Origin of the sequence: Bradyrhizobium sp. AUGA SZCCT0431, from assembly GCF_018131065.1 — a bacterium.
Classification (GTDB): Bacteria; Pseudomonadota; Alphaproteobacteria; order Rhizobiales; family Xanthobacteraceae; genus Bradyrhizobium.
Genome location: NZ_JAFCLR010000017.1, coordinates 60,830 through 74,240, shown reverse-complemented (window position 1 = coordinate 74,240; position 13,411 = coordinate 60,830). Strand labels below are relative to the sequence as shown.

The 13,411-nt window shown below is 63.9% G+C and carries 14 protein-coding genes; 1 reads left to right on the top strand and 13 read right to left on the bottom strand.

The features are described 5' to 3' along the window. The first annotated feature begins 104 nt into the window (after positions 1 to 104). The gene (locus JQ567_RS18445) at positions 105 to 1,187 is read left to right on the top strand and encodes a DUF2336 domain-containing protein (protein WP_212440148.1); all 1,083 of its coding nucleotides are present in this window, start codon (positions 105 to 107) and stop codon (positions 1,185 to 1,187) included. Positions 1,188 to 1,347: 160 nt separating this feature from the next. Here the strand turns inward: JQ567_RS18445 and trmB are convergent, their stop codons facing one another. From trmB to tsaB, 13 genes are all read right to left on the bottom strand, one after another. Next, positions 1,348 to 2,091: a tRNA (guanosine(46)-N7)-methyltransferase TrmB gene (gene trmB / locus JQ567_RS18440; protein WP_212440147.1), complete on the bottom strand. Its 744-nt coding sequence runs from the start codon at positions 2,089 to 2,091 to the stop codon at positions 1,348 to 1,350. After that, a complete protein-coding gene (locus tag JQ567_RS18435; protein WP_212440146.1) occupies positions 2,088 to 3,221 on the bottom strand; it encodes a M20 family metallopeptidase in 1,134 nt (377 codons plus the stop codon). The genes trmB and JQ567_RS18435 overlap by 4 nt, the downstream gene beginning before the upstream one ends. Before the next feature lie 105 nt (positions 3,222 to 3,326). After that, on the bottom strand, positions 3,327 to 3,743 hold the full coding sequence (locus JQ567_RS18430) for a helix-turn-helix domain-containing protein (protein WP_212440145.1): 417 nt from the start codon (positions 3,741 to 3,743) through the stop codon (positions 3,327 to 3,329). Positions 3,744 to 3,990: 247 nt separating this feature from the next. Further along, positions 3,991 to 5,601 carry an apolipoprotein N-acyltransferase gene (gene lnt, locus JQ567_RS18425; RefSeq protein WP_212440144.1) on the bottom strand — a complete coding sequence of 537 codons (1,611 nt, stop codon included), beginning with the start codon at positions 5,599 to 5,601 and terminating at the stop codon, positions 3,991 to 3,993. Next, a complete protein-coding gene (locus tag JQ567_RS18420; RefSeq protein ID WP_249165541.1) occupies positions 5,598 to 6,716 on the bottom strand; it encodes a hemolysin family protein in 1,119 nt (372 codons plus the stop codon). Before JQ567_RS18420 ends, lnt begins: the two co-directional genes overlap by 4 nt. A 1-nt stretch (position 6,717) precedes the next feature. Then, complete coding sequence (ybeY, locus tag JQ567_RS18415) at positions 6,718 to 7,224, bottom strand: rRNA maturation RNase YbeY (RefSeq protein WP_249165547.1); 507 nt, start codon at positions 7,222 to 7,224, stop codon at positions 6,718 to 6,720. An 83-nt stretch (positions 7,225 to 7,307) separates the two neighbouring features. Continuing rightward, the gene (locus tag JQ567_RS18410; protein WP_212264026.1) at positions 7,308 to 8,363 is read right to left on the bottom strand and encodes a PhoH family protein; all 1,056 of its coding nucleotides are present in this window, start codon (positions 8,361 to 8,363) and stop codon (positions 7,308 to 7,310) included. Between the two features lie 4 nt (positions 8,364 to 8,367). Next, the gene (miaB, locus tag JQ567_RS18405; protein WP_212440141.1) at positions 8,368 to 9,786 is read right to left on the bottom strand and encodes a tRNA (N6-isopentenyl adenosine(37)-C2)-methylthiotransferase MiaB; all 1,419 of its coding nucleotides are present in this window, start codon (positions 9,784 to 9,786) and stop codon (positions 8,368 to 8,370) included. Positions 9,787 to 9,999: 213 nt separating this feature from the next. Next, on the bottom strand, positions 10,000 to 10,683 hold the full coding sequence (locus tag JQ567_RS18400; RefSeq protein ID WP_312017425.1) for an HAD family hydrolase: 684 nt from the start codon (positions 10,681 to 10,683) through the stop codon (positions 10,000 to 10,002). A 67-nt stretch (positions 10,684 to 10,750) separates the two neighbouring features. Continuing rightward, complete coding sequence (locus JQ567_RS18395; protein ID WP_212440140.1) at positions 10,751 to 11,428, bottom strand: HAD family hydrolase; 678 nt, start codon at positions 11,426 to 11,428, stop codon at positions 10,751 to 10,753. Positions 11,429 to 11,481: 53 nt separating this feature from the next. Further along, positions 11,482 to 11,934, bottom strand: a complete 453-nt coding sequence (locus JQ567_RS18390; RefSeq protein WP_212440139.1) for a Fur family transcriptional regulator — start codon at positions 11,932 to 11,934, stop codon at positions 11,482 to 11,484. Positions 11,935 to 12,092: 158 nt separating this feature from the next. After that, positions 12,093 to 12,596 (bottom strand): ribosomal protein S18-alanine N-acetyltransferase, encoded by a 504-nt coding sequence (rimI, locus tag JQ567_RS18385; protein ID WP_212440138.1) that lies wholly within the window; start codon positions 12,594 to 12,596, stop codon positions 12,093 to 12,095. A gap of 11 nt (positions 12,597 to 12,607) precedes the next feature. Further along, positions 12,608 to 13,303: a tRNA (adenosine(37)-N6)-threonylcarbamoyltransferase complex dimerization subunit type 1 TsaB gene (gene tsaB, locus JQ567_RS18380; RefSeq protein WP_212440137.1), complete on the bottom strand. Its 696-nt coding sequence runs from the start codon at positions 13,301 to 13,303 to the stop codon at positions 12,608 to 12,610. Between the last annotated feature and the right edge of the window lie 108 nt (positions 13,304 to 13,411).

Genomic DNA, 13,411 nt, shown 5'->3' with positions numbered 1-13,411 from the left:
GGAGATTTTGAGTCCTGTCCGAGCGGGCCAAAGCCTAACCCTTCATTCACGAACGGTACCTAGATTGCCGAAAACCAGCCAATTCGGCCGGTTTGGATAGGCTTATGACGCTAGCGACAACGCTGATCCCAGGACTGGACGACATCGTCAGGGCCGGCGATCCCAAGCGCCGCGCCGATGCAGCGCGCCGGATCAGTGAATTATTCCTGCAGGGGGCTGCCAATTTCGGCGCCGATCACGTCGATCTGTTCGACGGCGTATTGAGCAGCCTGGTCCCCCATGCCGACCTTGCCGCGCGGGCCGAGCTCGCCGAGCGGCTGTCGCTGCTTGTCAACGCGCCGCGCGGGCTGGTCGGGCAGCTCGCCCATGAGGATGAAATTGCCATTGCCGGCCCGCTGCTGCGGCGCTCGCCGGTGATCGACGAACGGATCCTGGTCGAAATCGCCAGCGTGAAGGGGCAGGGCCATCTGCTGGCGATGTCGGATCGGCCGACGCTTTCTCCCGATCTCACCGATGTCATCGTGCGCCGCGGCGACCGCGATGTCGTCAGGCGCGCGGCGGGCAATGCCGGTGCGGCGTTCTCGTCGGACGGCTATTCGACCTTGATCAAGCGCGCCAGCCAGGACGGTGTGCTGACGCTCAAGATCGGCCAGCGCGACGATCTCTCTAGCGAACAACTGAAGGACCTTTTGGCCGGAACGATCGATGTGGTCCGCCGCCGCCTGTTCACAGTCGTCAAGCCGGCGCGGCAGGTGGCGATCAAGCGGGCGATCAACGAAATTTCTGGCGCTGTCGAACGAACAGACAGCGGCCGCGACTTCGAGGCAGCGCAGCGCACGATCCTCTCGCTGCATCGCGACGGCCAACTGGTCGAAAGCGCGCTGCTCAACTTCGCCAAGGCCAACAAATACGAGGAATCCGTCGCCGCGCTGGCCGCGATGACCGGCGTCAAGATCGCAACCCTCGACCGGCTGATTGCCGGCGACCGCTACGATCCGATCCTGATCGCCGGCAAGGCGGTCGGCCTCGAATGGGCCACCGTGCGCGCGCTGATCCTGCTCCGGCTGGGCCCGAACCGGACGGCGTCATCAGCCGATATCGAAAGCGCGCGCGTGAATTTCTTGCGCCTGATGCCCACGACCGCCGAACGCGTCGTCGGCTTCTGGAAAACCCGCCCGACGGTTTGAGTTGAGGCCGTCATTGCGCGACGTGGTGCAGTCCCGAGGTTGTTTCCGTCGTTCCGGGGCGATGCGCAAGCATCGAACCTCAGATGCGCAATTGCGCATCGGGGAACCTCGAGATTCCGGGTTCGCGCTAACGCGCGCCCCGGAATGACAGCTGAGAGATTTAGCCCACCCGCCGAAACCGCAGATACGCCGCAACACGTCCCTCGCGCTCGGCCTTCCGTCCGTAGCGCGTCATCGTGTAGCCGCTCCACGGCTCGCGCCAGTCGGCGGCGCGTTCCGCCATCCAGGAAAAATCCGGCGAACGCAGCAGATGCGCCAGCGTCCATGCGCAGTAATCGTCGATGTCGCTGACGAAGCGAAACTCGCCATCTGATTTGATGATGCGCGCCATCGCGGCCACCGTGGCGTCCTGCACGAAGCGTCGCTTCCAGTGCCGGCGCTTCGGCCAGGGATCGGGATGAATCAGATCGATCCGCGCCAGCGATCGCGGCGGCGCCCAAGCCAGCAGTTCGGCGGCGTCACCGGCGTAGAGCCTGATATTGCCGATGTTGTGGGCTTCGATCTGCGTCAGGATTTTCGCCATGCCGTTGACATAGGGCTCGCAGCCGATGAACCCGATATCGGGAAACGCCTGCGCTTCGGCGACCAGATGCTCGCCGCCGCCGAATCCGATTTCCAGCCTGACAGCATCAGGCTTCGACTCGAAGATGTCGGTGAGATCGTCGGGCGCGGGGCTTCCGATATCCAGCGCCAGACGCGGCAGCAGATTGTCGATCAGGTCGGCCTGATGGATGCGCAGCTTGTGGCCCTTGCGGCGGCCGAAGAACGAGCCGTGCGCATGCGCGGCGGCGCCGTCATCCGGCGGCGCGTCGCGATCGCCGATGTCGCGCGGTGAGACCGTCATCGCAGCGTCTGGTACAGCCGGTGCAGCAGCCGCGCCCTCGGCTCGATCGAGGAGATGTACATCTGCTCGTAATGGGTATGCGCGCCCTTGCCGTCGACCCCGAGGCCGTCGAGCGTCGCCGTGTGAGGCGCGGTGAAATTGCCGTCGCTGCCGCCGCCGGTGAAGGTGTCGACGAGATCGAAACCGATTTCGGCCGCCAGCGTCTTGGCGTGCTCATAAAGCGCCGCACCGGCGTTGCTCTTTTCGTAAGGCGGGCGATTCAGTTCGCCGGTGACGGTGATGCTGACGCCCTCCGTGCGTGATTTCAGGCCGAGGATCTTCGGCACCAGCTCGTCGGATTCGGCAATGCCGGGCACGCGCATGTCGACCTCGGCATAGGCCTCCTCTGCGATCACGTTCGGCTTGGTGCCGCCCCTGACGACGCCGACATTGACTGACACGCCGCGCTTGAGGTCGTTCATCGCCTCCAGCGTCTGAATGACGTTGCCGAGTTCGCGGATCGCGCTGCGGCCGTCCTCGGGCCGCGTGCCGGCATGCGACGGCACGCCCTTGATGAAGACTTCGAAGCGCGCGACGCCCTTGCGTCCGGTGACGATTTTGCCGCCGTCGCGGGCGGGCTCGGTCACCAGCACATACTTTGCCTTACGTCCCTCCGTCTCAATCAGTGCGCGCGACGTCGGGCTGCCGATCTCTTCATCGGAGACGAACATCTGGGTGATGCCAAGCGGCGATCGCGCGCCGTCGGCACAAATCTGGCGAAAGGCATGGTAGGCGAGATAGGCGCCGCCCTTCATGTCATAAATGCCGGGACCGAAGACGCTGTCGCCCTCGATCTTGAACGGCAGCCGCTCGATGAATCCCAGGGGATGCACGGTATCGAGATGGCTCAGCACCAGGATGCCCGGCGCGTCCTGCCCCCATGACGAACGCGCGACCAGATGATCGCCGCATCCGTCTTTTCCTGCGATCCGCTCGACGGTCGCGGGCAGGTCGCGGTAGCCATCAGTGACGAGGTCGGCGAGCTTGTTGACCTGTGCGGGCACTTCGGTCGGCGTCTCGATTTCGACCCAGCGGCGGATGCCGTCGAGGATCCAACTGGAATCAAACGGATTGGCGGTGGTTCCGGTCATCAGCGCTTTGCCTTCATGGAATTTCGGCCCGAGGAATTTCGGCCAATGTCATGCGCTCGCGCCGGCGGGCGCGTCAATCGGAACATCCGGTGATGGCTGCGGAAATCAGCGCGGGTCGGGGCCTTCGCGCGCGGCGATCTGTTCGACCAGTTCGACGATACTGCGGCGCATTTTGGCGTCGGTAATACGCGTGAACGCCCGCGTCAGCGCCAGGCCTTCGGAGGTGGCGAGAAAGTCGGAAACGTAGGCGGGCGAACCGGATTCACTGAAGCCGTCGCCATTGACAGCACCGCTCGGCCCGCCGTCGAACAAAAACGATACCGGCACCTGCAGGATTTCCGAGATCCGCTGCAGGCGGCTGGCGCCGACCCGGTTGGTGCCCTTTTCGTATTTCTGAACCTGCTGGAAGGTGAGGCCCAATGCCTCGCCGAGTTTTTCCTGGCTCATGCCCAGCATGATGCGTCGCATGCGAACGCGGCTGCCGACATATTTGTCAACAGGGTCTGGCGCTTTGGTGGACATCTCCAACACTCCTGGGATTACGCGCCGGGGAATGAGGCATAAGCGGAGTATGCCTCAGGCGCCGGTACCGTCAAATCCTGCTCGGAGGATCGGGTTGAACTGCGGACAATTTGAGCAATGAACTGACTGGTTCTTGTTTTTTGGTTGCGGAACCCAGAATGCGAATTGCGCGGTCGGTCTGTCAACTAGTTAGTGGATTGGAGCAGGTTGCGTTTTGCGGCGACCGCAACAGGCAATATGCAAAACTTTAGGCTTTTCGCCTCGCAAAACGGCGACGGGTGACCAGCAGCAAAGCAACAGCCACCATCATGCCCGCTGGAATGTCTCTAAGGCGCGCGTAAATCGTCGGCGACAAAGCCGTTGGCAGGTTGGCGTCCAGCACGCCTTCAATGCCAAGGCCGAGCCGTGCGACAATACGCCCCGACGGATCGATCACAGCTGAAATGCCGGTGTTGGCTGCACGAACAACGGGCAGGCCTTCTTCGATGGCGCGCAGGCGCGCTTGCTGCAGATGCTGATAGGGACCAGTCGAAATTCCAAACCAGCCGTCATTGGTGACGTTGATGATCCAGCCCGGGCGTTCGTCCCCTGTCGTTATATCTCCGGGGAATACCGCCTCATAGCAAATCAGGGGCAGCGCGCGCGGGGCGTTCGGTATTTCCATGGCGCGGCGGCGGGTGCCCGGAATGAACCCGCCCTGGACCCTCGTTAACTGCACGAAGCCGAGTTTTTCCATCAGGCTCTGGAACGGCAGGTACTCGCCGAACGGCACCAGATGCAGCTTGTCGTAGACCGACAGCACGCTGCCGTCATGGTCGATCGTATATATCGAGTTGTAGGCGCGCGTGATTCGCACGCCGGGCGGGAGGTCGGGCGCGCGAACCGAGCCGGTGATCAGCACGGTGCCCCTCGGCAGCAGGTCGGCGATCTGCGCCATCGCGTCGGCTTCGCGGGTCAAAAAGAACGGGAACGCCGATTCCGGCCAGATCAAAATCTGTGCATCGCTCACGCCGGTCGATTGCGGTCCGGAAGCGCGGTCGGACAGCGTCAGGTACTTCTGCATCACCTCCGCTTTGGCGCCGTAATTGAATTTGACGTCCTGCTGCAGGTTGGGCTGCATGATGCGCAGCTTGACCTTTGTCAGCACGGTCGGCTGCATCGACAGCCTGACGGCACCGAACACGGCCATGACCGCGAGCAGGCCGAGCGCCGCCGCCGGCGCGAGCCAGGGTTTTCTTCCGCGTGAGGTGCCATCGATCAGGACCGCCGGGCTTGCGAAGATCGCCACCGTGAGGAACGTCATCCCCCACAGCCCGATCAGCGAGGCCGTCTGGGCCAGCGCCAGCGGCTCCGACAGCGCGTAGCCGAACGAATTCCAGGGAAATCCCGACAGCAGATGGCCGCGCAGCCACTCTGTTATCGTCAGGCTGATCGCGAGCGCGAGCAGGCGCGAAGCGTCGCGGGTCCAGAGCAGGCGCGCCAGCGCAAAGCCTGCCGCGGTGAACAGCGCGAGATAGGCCGGCAGGCCCAGCACCGCGAACGGCATCAGCCAGGCGAACGTTGGCGCATCGACCAGGAAGGCGTAACCGATCCAGTAAAGTCCAACGACGAAATAGCCGAGCCCGAACCAGAAGCCCGACATCGCCGCCGCCGGCACACCGCGCCATCGCCCCGCACCGGCGCCGTCGATCAGCCAGACCGCGACCGGAAAGGTCAGGAACAGCACCGGCCATGCATTGAACGGCGCCATCGCCAGCGCCGACAATGCGCCGGCCACCAGCGCAAGGGCGGCGCGCTTCCATCCCCAGGCCAGGATGATCGCAAGACCGGCGGCGCGAAGTCTGCTGGCGGGAATCACTGCGAGCCGGCTCCATCGCTGGACGATGGCGGCGCGTTGTCATTGGCCTGCGGCGCATTGGCGTCGGGCGCAGCTTCACGGCGGCGGCTTTCGCGCTGCGTGCGGGGGGCGGGCCGTTCCTTGCGAACCGCAATGCGCAGCCGCTTGACCCGCCGCGGATCGGCGTCGAGCACTTCGATCTCGTAAGTGCCGGGGCCTGAAATGACTTCGCCGCGCACCGGCAGGCGGCCGACCTGCGACACCAGATAGCCGCCAAGGGTTGCGACCTCTTCGCCGGCCTCGCCGGTGATGAAGTCCTCGCCGATCACCGAGCGGGCGTCCTCGAGGCTGGCGCGGGCATCGGCGATGAATGAATTATCCGCCTGCCGCACGATCGCCGGCGGCTCGTCGCTGTCATGTTCGTCGTCGATTTCGCCGACGATCTGCTCGACGATGTCCTCGATCGACACCAGCCCGTCGGTGCCGCCATATTCGTCGACCACCAGCGCCAGATGGATGCGCGAGGCCTGCATCTGCGCCAGAAGGTCGATCGCCCGCATCGACGGCGGCACGTAGAGCAGCTTGCGGATGATGTTGGCGTCCGCCAGCGGCTGCGCCAGGTCGACCGCGCGCAGATCGAGGCCCGCGGGGAAAGGTTTCTTGCGCTTCGCCTTGGTGGTGTCGCCGACCCGCGCCTTCGCGGTCATGAACGCCAAGAGGTCGCGGATGTGCACGATGCCTTCGGGGTCGTCGAGGGTCTCGTTGTAGACGACGAGGCGCGAATGCGCCGCGCTCTCGAACAGGCTCATCAATTCGCCGAGCGGGATGTCGCGCTTGACCGCGACGATGTCGGCGCGATGCACCATCACGTCGGCGATGCGCCGTTCGTGCAGCCCGAGGATATTGCGCAACATGGTGCGCTCGATGGCGGAAAAGCCGACCTCGTCCGGCGTCGAGGCATCGAGCACGACCTGCAGATCGGCGCGGACCGATCCCGGCTTCCAGCCGAACAGCGTGCGGATCGCGCGGGTCAGCCAGTTCTCGGCTGTCGGGCGCAGCACCTCGCCTTCCTGCACCACGGCCGGAAGGTTGGGCGTGTTGCGCGGATTGTCGTGGGTAGGGTCGGAGTCCGGCATGTCAGTCCATCCGCTCCCGGTCCGCATAAGGATCGGGAATGCCGAGCTGCGCGAGGATCTCCTGCTCGAGACCCTCCATGGCTTCGGCGTCGTCGTCTTTTTCGTGGTCGTAGCCGATCAGATGCAGGAACCCGTGCACCGCAAGATGGCTGAGATGGTGATCGAACGGTTTTTGTTCGTCGTCGGCCTCTTTGCGCGTCGTCTCATAGGCGATGGCGATATCGCCGAGCATGCGCGGTGCATCGTCGGGCGTTCCCGCACCGGTCGGCTGCAACGCCGGAAACGATAGCACATTGGTCGGCTTTTCGATGCCGCGCCAATTGCTGTTCAGGGTTCGGATCCCGGAATCGTCGGTCAGCATGACTGCCAGTTCCGCTTCGCCGACATCGGCATCGGCGATTTCGGCGGCGGCGTTGATGGCGCGATGGATCACCGCCTCGGCGTCGGGCTCGGTCTGCCAGCAATCGGCGACCACGAGGACTTCGGTTACGGGGTGGACGGAAGACAATTTCGTTCCAGGGTTTTGCAGGCCAGCATTCGGGTTGCGGCCCGGGCCCGCCTGCTGCGGGCCCAAAGCCAAAGGTCTGGCCATCAGGATCTGCCGGTCGCCGGTTTTTGCGGCAAGCCCTCATAGGCGGCGACGATCCGCGCCACCAGTTCATGGCGGATGACGTCCTCGGCGGTGAACTTCACCTGCGCGATCCCCTCGACGCCGTCGAGCAGCTTGACGGCCTCGGCAAGTCCCGAGGTCTGGCCATTCGGCAGGTCGACCTGCGAGGGATCGCCGGTGATGATCATGCGGCTGTTCTCGCCAAGCCGGGTCAAAAACATCTTCATCTGCATCGAGGTGGTGTTCTGCGCCTCGTCCAGGATGATGACGGCGTTGGTCAGCGTGCGGCCGCGCATGAAGGCGAGCGGCGCGATCTCGATTTCGCCGCCCTGCAGCGCGCGTTCGACGACGCGCGCATCCATCAGATCGTACAGCGCGTCGTAGATCGGCCGCAGATAGGGATCGACTTTTTCGCGGAGGTCGCCGGGCAGGAAGCCGAGCCGTTCGCCGGCTTCGACCGCGGGTCGCGTCAGGATGATGCGATCGACTTCCTTGCGCTCGAACAATTGCGCGGCATGCGCCACCGCAAGCCAGGTCTTGCCGGTGCCGGCCGGGCCGACGCCGAACACCATCTCGCTGCGTTTCAGCGCGCGGATGTAGGAATCCTGCGCGGCGGTGCGCGCCCGCACCGGGCGCTTGCGCAGATTGATGGTCTCGAACGCGGTCTTGGCGGCCTTGGGATCGAATTCGAACAGCGATCCCTGCGCGATCACGGCGCGGATGGCGCCTTCGACGTCGCCCTGCGCCAGATCCTGTCCCTGCACCGCCTGGGCGTAGAGCGTCTCGAGGACGCGCCGCGCCGCGTCGCAGCCGTCGCGCGATCCGGCGATGGTGATGTGATTGCCGCGCGAATCCACGACGACGCCGAGCCGGCGTTCGATCAGCGCGAGATTCTGCCCGTAAGGGCCGACCAGCGCGGAAGCGGCGCGGTTATCGTCGAAGTCGATGACGACTTGGGTTTCGGGCGGAATTTGCATGTCGCGATCAAATTTGCGGCTGGGAGCAAGCGAAGGTGAATCCGATGCGCTTTTGGGCAAGGGTTCAGGCTCCCGTTGTTATTCGAGAAGAATCGGTCATGGGTGAAAGCGTCGATAAAGAGGGTCGCGCGGAGGGCGCTGCGAGTTCGCCGAGCAGGCTGTAGCGCTCCAGGCTGTCGATGGAGACCGGCAGCACTTTTCCGATGATATCCGGTGATGCCATCACATGCGCGGGCTGCAGATAGGCGGTGCGGCCGACGATCTGGCCGGGGTTACGGGCTGCGCGTTCGAACAGCACATCGACAGTCTTGCCAATCATGGCCTTGTTGAAGGCCGATTGCTGGCTGTCGATCAATTCCTGAAGCCGCCCCAATCGCTCGTCCATTTCTGCCGCTGACACCGTCTCCCGCATGTCCGCCGCCGGCGTGCCGGGCCGCGGCGAATATTTGAACGAATAAGCCCCAGCGTATCCGATTTGCGTGACAAGCGCGAGGGTGGCGGCAAATTCTCCCTCGGTTTCGCCGGGGAAGCCGACGATAAAATCCGATGAAAATGCAATATCTTGGCGGCTCTCGCGAAATCGGTCGATGACGCGGCGGTAATCATCGGCGGTATGCTTCCGGTTCATGGCAGCCAGAATGCGGTCGGAGCCGGATTGTACCGGCAGATGCACGAACGGCATCAGTTCGGGCAGGTCGCGATGCGCCTCCAGAAGCGAATCATCGACGTCGCGGGGATGGCTGGTCGAATAACGCAGGCGCACGATACCGGGGATTTCGGCGAGACGAGTGAGCAGCCTGCCAAGCGGCCAGGTTCGTCCGTCCGGACCTTCGCCGTGATAGGCGTTGACGTTCTGCCCGATCAGCGTGATCTCGCGCACGCCATTGTCGGCGAGCCGCATCACGTCGTCGATGATCTTCGCCACCGGCCGCGAGACTTCGGCGCCGCGCGTATAGGGCACCACGCAGAAGGTGCAGAACTTGTCGCAGCCTTCCTGCACGGTGACGAACGACGAGATGCCGCGCGCGCGGATCGCCGCGGGCTTCGGCGGGGCTAAAAAACCGAACTTGTCCTCAACCGGGAATTCGGTCTCCAGCGCGCGGCCATGGCTTTTGGCGCGGGCCAGTAGCTGCGGCAGATGATGATAGCTCTGCGGGCCGACCACGACGTCGACGGTCGGCGCGCGGCGGATGATCTCCTCGCCCTCGGCCTGCGCAACGCAGCCGGCGACCGCGATGCGCATCTCGCGTCCCTGGCGCGCGGCTTCATCCTTGGCGACACGCAAGCGCCCGAGTTCGGAGTAGACTTTTTCGGAAGCCTTCTCGCGGATATGGCAGGTGTTGAGGATGACGAGATCCGCATCCTCGGCGCTGTCGGTCTCGACAAAGCCTTCGCCCGCCAGCGTGTCCACCATGCGCTGCGCATCGTAGACGTTCATCTGGCAGCCATATGACTTGATATGCAGCTTGCGCGGCGGCTTCATGGAACCTGAGTGCGGGGTTGGCGCGGCGCCCATGCGGCGCCCGGTCTGGGGGTCAGTTATAGCCTAAATGGCCGAAAATCCAGCTTATTAGCCCCGTCATTCCGGGGCGCGAAGCGAACCTCAGATGCGCAATTGCGCGTCGGGGAATCTCGAGATTCCGGGTTCGTGCTTCGCACGCCCCGGAATGACGGTGTTGAATACTCCGAATGCGGCCTAATCGGCCCCAATCCGGGCAATTAGATCAGGCAATTGCCGCATATCGCCGAAAGTGACCGCGGCGCCCGCCGCGCGCAGCGTATCCGCGGTGTCCGGACGACAATGGCTGCCGCCATGAAAGCCGAGCACGGTCATCCCGGCGGCCCGGCCCCCGGTGACGCCGGCCACGCTGTCCTCGATCACGAGGCATCGCGCCGGCGGGACTTTCATCTGCTCCGCCGCGAGCAGAAACAGATCAGGGGCCGGCTTGCCGTTGCGCACCTGCGATCCCGAAAAAATATGAGGGGCAAAGCGCTCGTACAGTTTCACCCGTGACAGGCTCGTAAAAATCTTTTCGTGCACGGCACTGGAGGCGACGCACTTGCGCAGGTCGATGGCGTCGAGCGTCTCGTGAAGATGCGGAATTGGTTCAACCGCGTCCGCGAGCGCTGTAAACAATGTCGTTTGCCGTTCATGCTCGTACGTTTCGGCCAGTGGCCGCCCGAGTTCCCGCTCGACTTCGGTGGTTGCATCGAGCGATGTGCGTCCGAGAAATCGCTGACGCACCTGCTCGGCGGTGATCGGATAGCCGTGACGCGTCAGCACCTCGGCGTGAACGCGGCACGAGATCACCTCGCTGTCGACCAGCACGCCGTCGCAATCGAAAATGATGAGATCGAAATTGGCGTTCAAGGTTTGCACGCGGCTTCATCCTTGGCGGTTCATGGAACCTGAATGCGGGGTTCGTGCTTCGCACGTCCCGAAATGACTATGCCTGATCGGGCCCAATCCGTCCGATTAGATCGGGCAATTGCCGCATATCGTCGAAAGTGACGGCGGCGCCTGCGGAGCGCAGCAATTCGGCATGACCTGCGCCGCAATGGCTGCCGCCGTGAAAGCCGAGCACGGTCATCCCGGCGGCGCGACTGCCGGTGATGCCGGGAACGCTGTCCTCGATCACGATGCATTGCGCCGGCGGGACGTTCATCTGTTCGGCCGCGAACAGAAACAGGTCGGGCGCAGGCTTGCCGCGCTTGACCTGCGTGGCGGAAAAGATGTTGGGCGCGAGGACATCGTAGAGCCCGGCGCAGGTGAGGCCATGGCGAATCTTCTCCGGCGTCCCGCTCGATGCCACGCATTTCGGAAGACCGATTGCGGCAATCGCTTCGCCGATATGGGGAATGGCTCCCAGTTCGTCAGCATATCGTCGCAGCGCGGCCTGTTTCATCTGCGCTTCGAAATCGTCCGGGAGACTGCAACCCAGTTCGGCCTCGACGGTCAGGCGCGCCTCACGATCGGAGACGCCGAGGAACCGCTGCAGCACCTGATCCGCCGTGATCGGATAGCCGTGGCGCGTCAGCGTCTCCGCGTGCGCGCGGCATGAAATGACCTCGCTGTCGACCAGCACGCCGTCGCAATCGAAGATGATGAGCTGTGGAATCTGCATTCTGTTTGACGCGTTTTCTTCACGCGAACCGGTACCCACTTCGCTTGAAAACGCTATGACGACTTATCTTCGTCCAGCGGCACGCAATACAGTTCGAGCCGGTGATCGACCAGTTTGTAGCCGAGCTGGCGGGCGATCTCGGCCTGCAGCTTCTCGATCTCTTCCGAGGTGAATTCGATCACCTTGCCGTCGCGCAGATTGATCAGGTGATCGTGATGGCTGTCGGGCATCTGTTCATAGCGCGCCCGGCCCTCGCGGAAATCATGCCGCTCGATGATGCCGGCGTCCTCGAACAGTTTCACGGTGCGGTACACGGTCGAGATCGAGATCTTGTCGTCGACCTCGACGCAGCGCCGGTAGAGTTCCTCGACGTCGGGATGATCAACCGAATCCGCCAGCACCCGCGCGATGACGCGGCGCTGCTCGGTCATGCGCATGCCGGTGGCGGCGCAGCGTGCCTCGATACCGGTATTCTTGTGCGCGGGCGGGGATTTCAGGACGGGCATATGGTCTCGGGCCTCATAGCGTTTTCAAGCGAAGTGGGTACCGATTCGCGTAAAGAAAACGCGTCAAAACAAAGAGCTAGAGCCTGTTCGGTTCTGATCCCATCAGAACCGAACAGGCTCTAGAGAACAGGGCAGGGTGTTTTGCCACCGCCCGCAGTTTACGACAAGTCGCGCCGCATCAGAAGTGCATTCAATTGCTCCCCGCCGGGCTGCTGATAATAGCGTTCGCGGCGCCCAATGACGCCGAATCCGGCCCATTCATACAGCCGCCGCGCCGGCTGATTGTTTTCTTCCACTTCCAGGAAGATGGAACGCACGCCGCGGCCGGCGAGATGGCCAAGATGGGTCAGCAGCAAATTGCGCGACAGGCCGCGGCCGCGCTCGCCGGCATCGATCGCGATCGACAATATTTCGGCTTCGTCGGCGGCCATGCGCGAGACCGCAAAGCCGATCACCTTGCGCCCTTGCCGGAGGCGATGAACCAGCGTGTTGCGTTCGGACAGCATCGCCTCGAATTCGCCTTCACCCCAGCCACGGTGAAACGAGGCGCCGTGCAGCTGCGCCAGCCGCGCCGCGTCGCGCTGGCTCGCCGGTTCGACCACCGGCGTGCCGCCGCGCCACCATTCGGAAATCAGGGATCCCAAGGCTATTGTTCCGGCCATCATCTCGGCCATTATGATGCGGGCTGTGAGGCTTGCGGCAGCGGGTCCTTTGGCGGCTTGGCATCGGGCGCGCGCAGATAATACGGACTGGCCGGCGACATCTCCGGGCTGACGGCGGCGCCCAGCCACGCCACCCAGGTGATGTCGGGCGCCGGCTGTGCATCGACCCTGAACGGCGGCGGCGCATTGGCCGGCCAGCGGTCGGCGAGGATTTTCGCGGCATTGCCGACCAGATGCGGCGTGCCGAAGCGGGAGGCGTCGAGTGCTTCCGATATCGGCGCCACTTTCGGCTTGACCAGCGAACCACCGTCGCCGCTGACAACCTGAAAATACACATGGTCGTGGCGCGCATCGATCGCGGAAATGATCGGATGCTCGCTGTTCTCGCCGACGAAAGGCGCCGCGTAAGCGGTCAGCGTCGTCAATCCCACCACCGGCTTGCCGGCCGCCAGCGCAATGCCGCGGGCAGCCGAGAGGCCGACACGCAATCCGGTAAAGCTGCCGGGCCCCTTGGTCACGGCGACACGGTCGAGCGACGTGAACGCGATGCCGGATGCTTTCATCACCCGCGCGATCAGCGGCATCAGGGCTTCGGCGTGGCCGCGCTTCATCGGCTGCGATTCCTGCGCGATGATCCTGGCCGCCTCGGTGTCGAGCACGGCCGCAGCGCAGGCATCAAGCGCGGTATCGATGGCGAGGATTAACATAAGCTGATGTATAGCAGCTTCGCGGGGTGGGCAAAGGCGCTGTTGGCGCCGTGCGCTTGCCTATCCCACGTCCTTGGCGGCAAATTATGATGTCGTCCCGGCCTTGAG

Coding starts and splice junctions, on each gene's coding strand:
- JQ567_RS18390 (WP_212440139.1), bottom strand. CDS start 11,934: ATGCCCGTCCTGAAATCCCCGCCCGCGCACAAGAATACCGGTATCGAG.
- miaB (WP_212440141.1), bottom strand. CDS start 9,786: ATGAAGCCGCCGCGCAAGCTGCATATCAAGTCATATGGCTGCCAGATG.
- rimI (WP_212440138.1), bottom strand. CDS start 12,596: ATGGCCGGAACAATAGCCTTGGGATCCCTGATTTCCGAATGGTGGCGC.
- JQ567_RS18435 (WP_212440146.1), bottom strand. CDS start 3,221: ATGACCGGAACCACCGCCAATCCGTTTGATTCCAGTTGGATCCTCGAC.
- JQ567_RS18445 (WP_212440148.1), top strand. CDS start 105: ATGACGCTAGCGACAACGCTGATCCCAGGACTGGACGACATCGTCAGG.
- JQ567_RS18395 (WP_212440140.1), bottom strand. CDS start 11,428: ATGCAGATTCCACAGCTCATCATCTTCGATTGCGACGGCGTGCTGGTC.
- trmB (WP_212440147.1), bottom strand. CDS start 2,091: ATGACGGTCTCACCGCGCGACATCGGCGATCGCGACGCGCCGCCGGAT.
- JQ567_RS18430 (WP_212440145.1), bottom strand. CDS start 3,743: ATGTCCACCAAAGCGCCAGACCCTGTTGACAAATATGTCGGCAGCCGC.
- JQ567_RS18420 (WP_249165541.1), bottom strand. CDS start 6,716: ATGCCGGACTCCGACCCTACCCACGACAATCCGCGCAACACGCCCAAC.
- tsaB (WP_212440137.1), bottom strand. CDS start 13,303: ATGTTAATCCTCGCCATCGATACCGCGCTTGATGCCTGCGCTGCGGCC.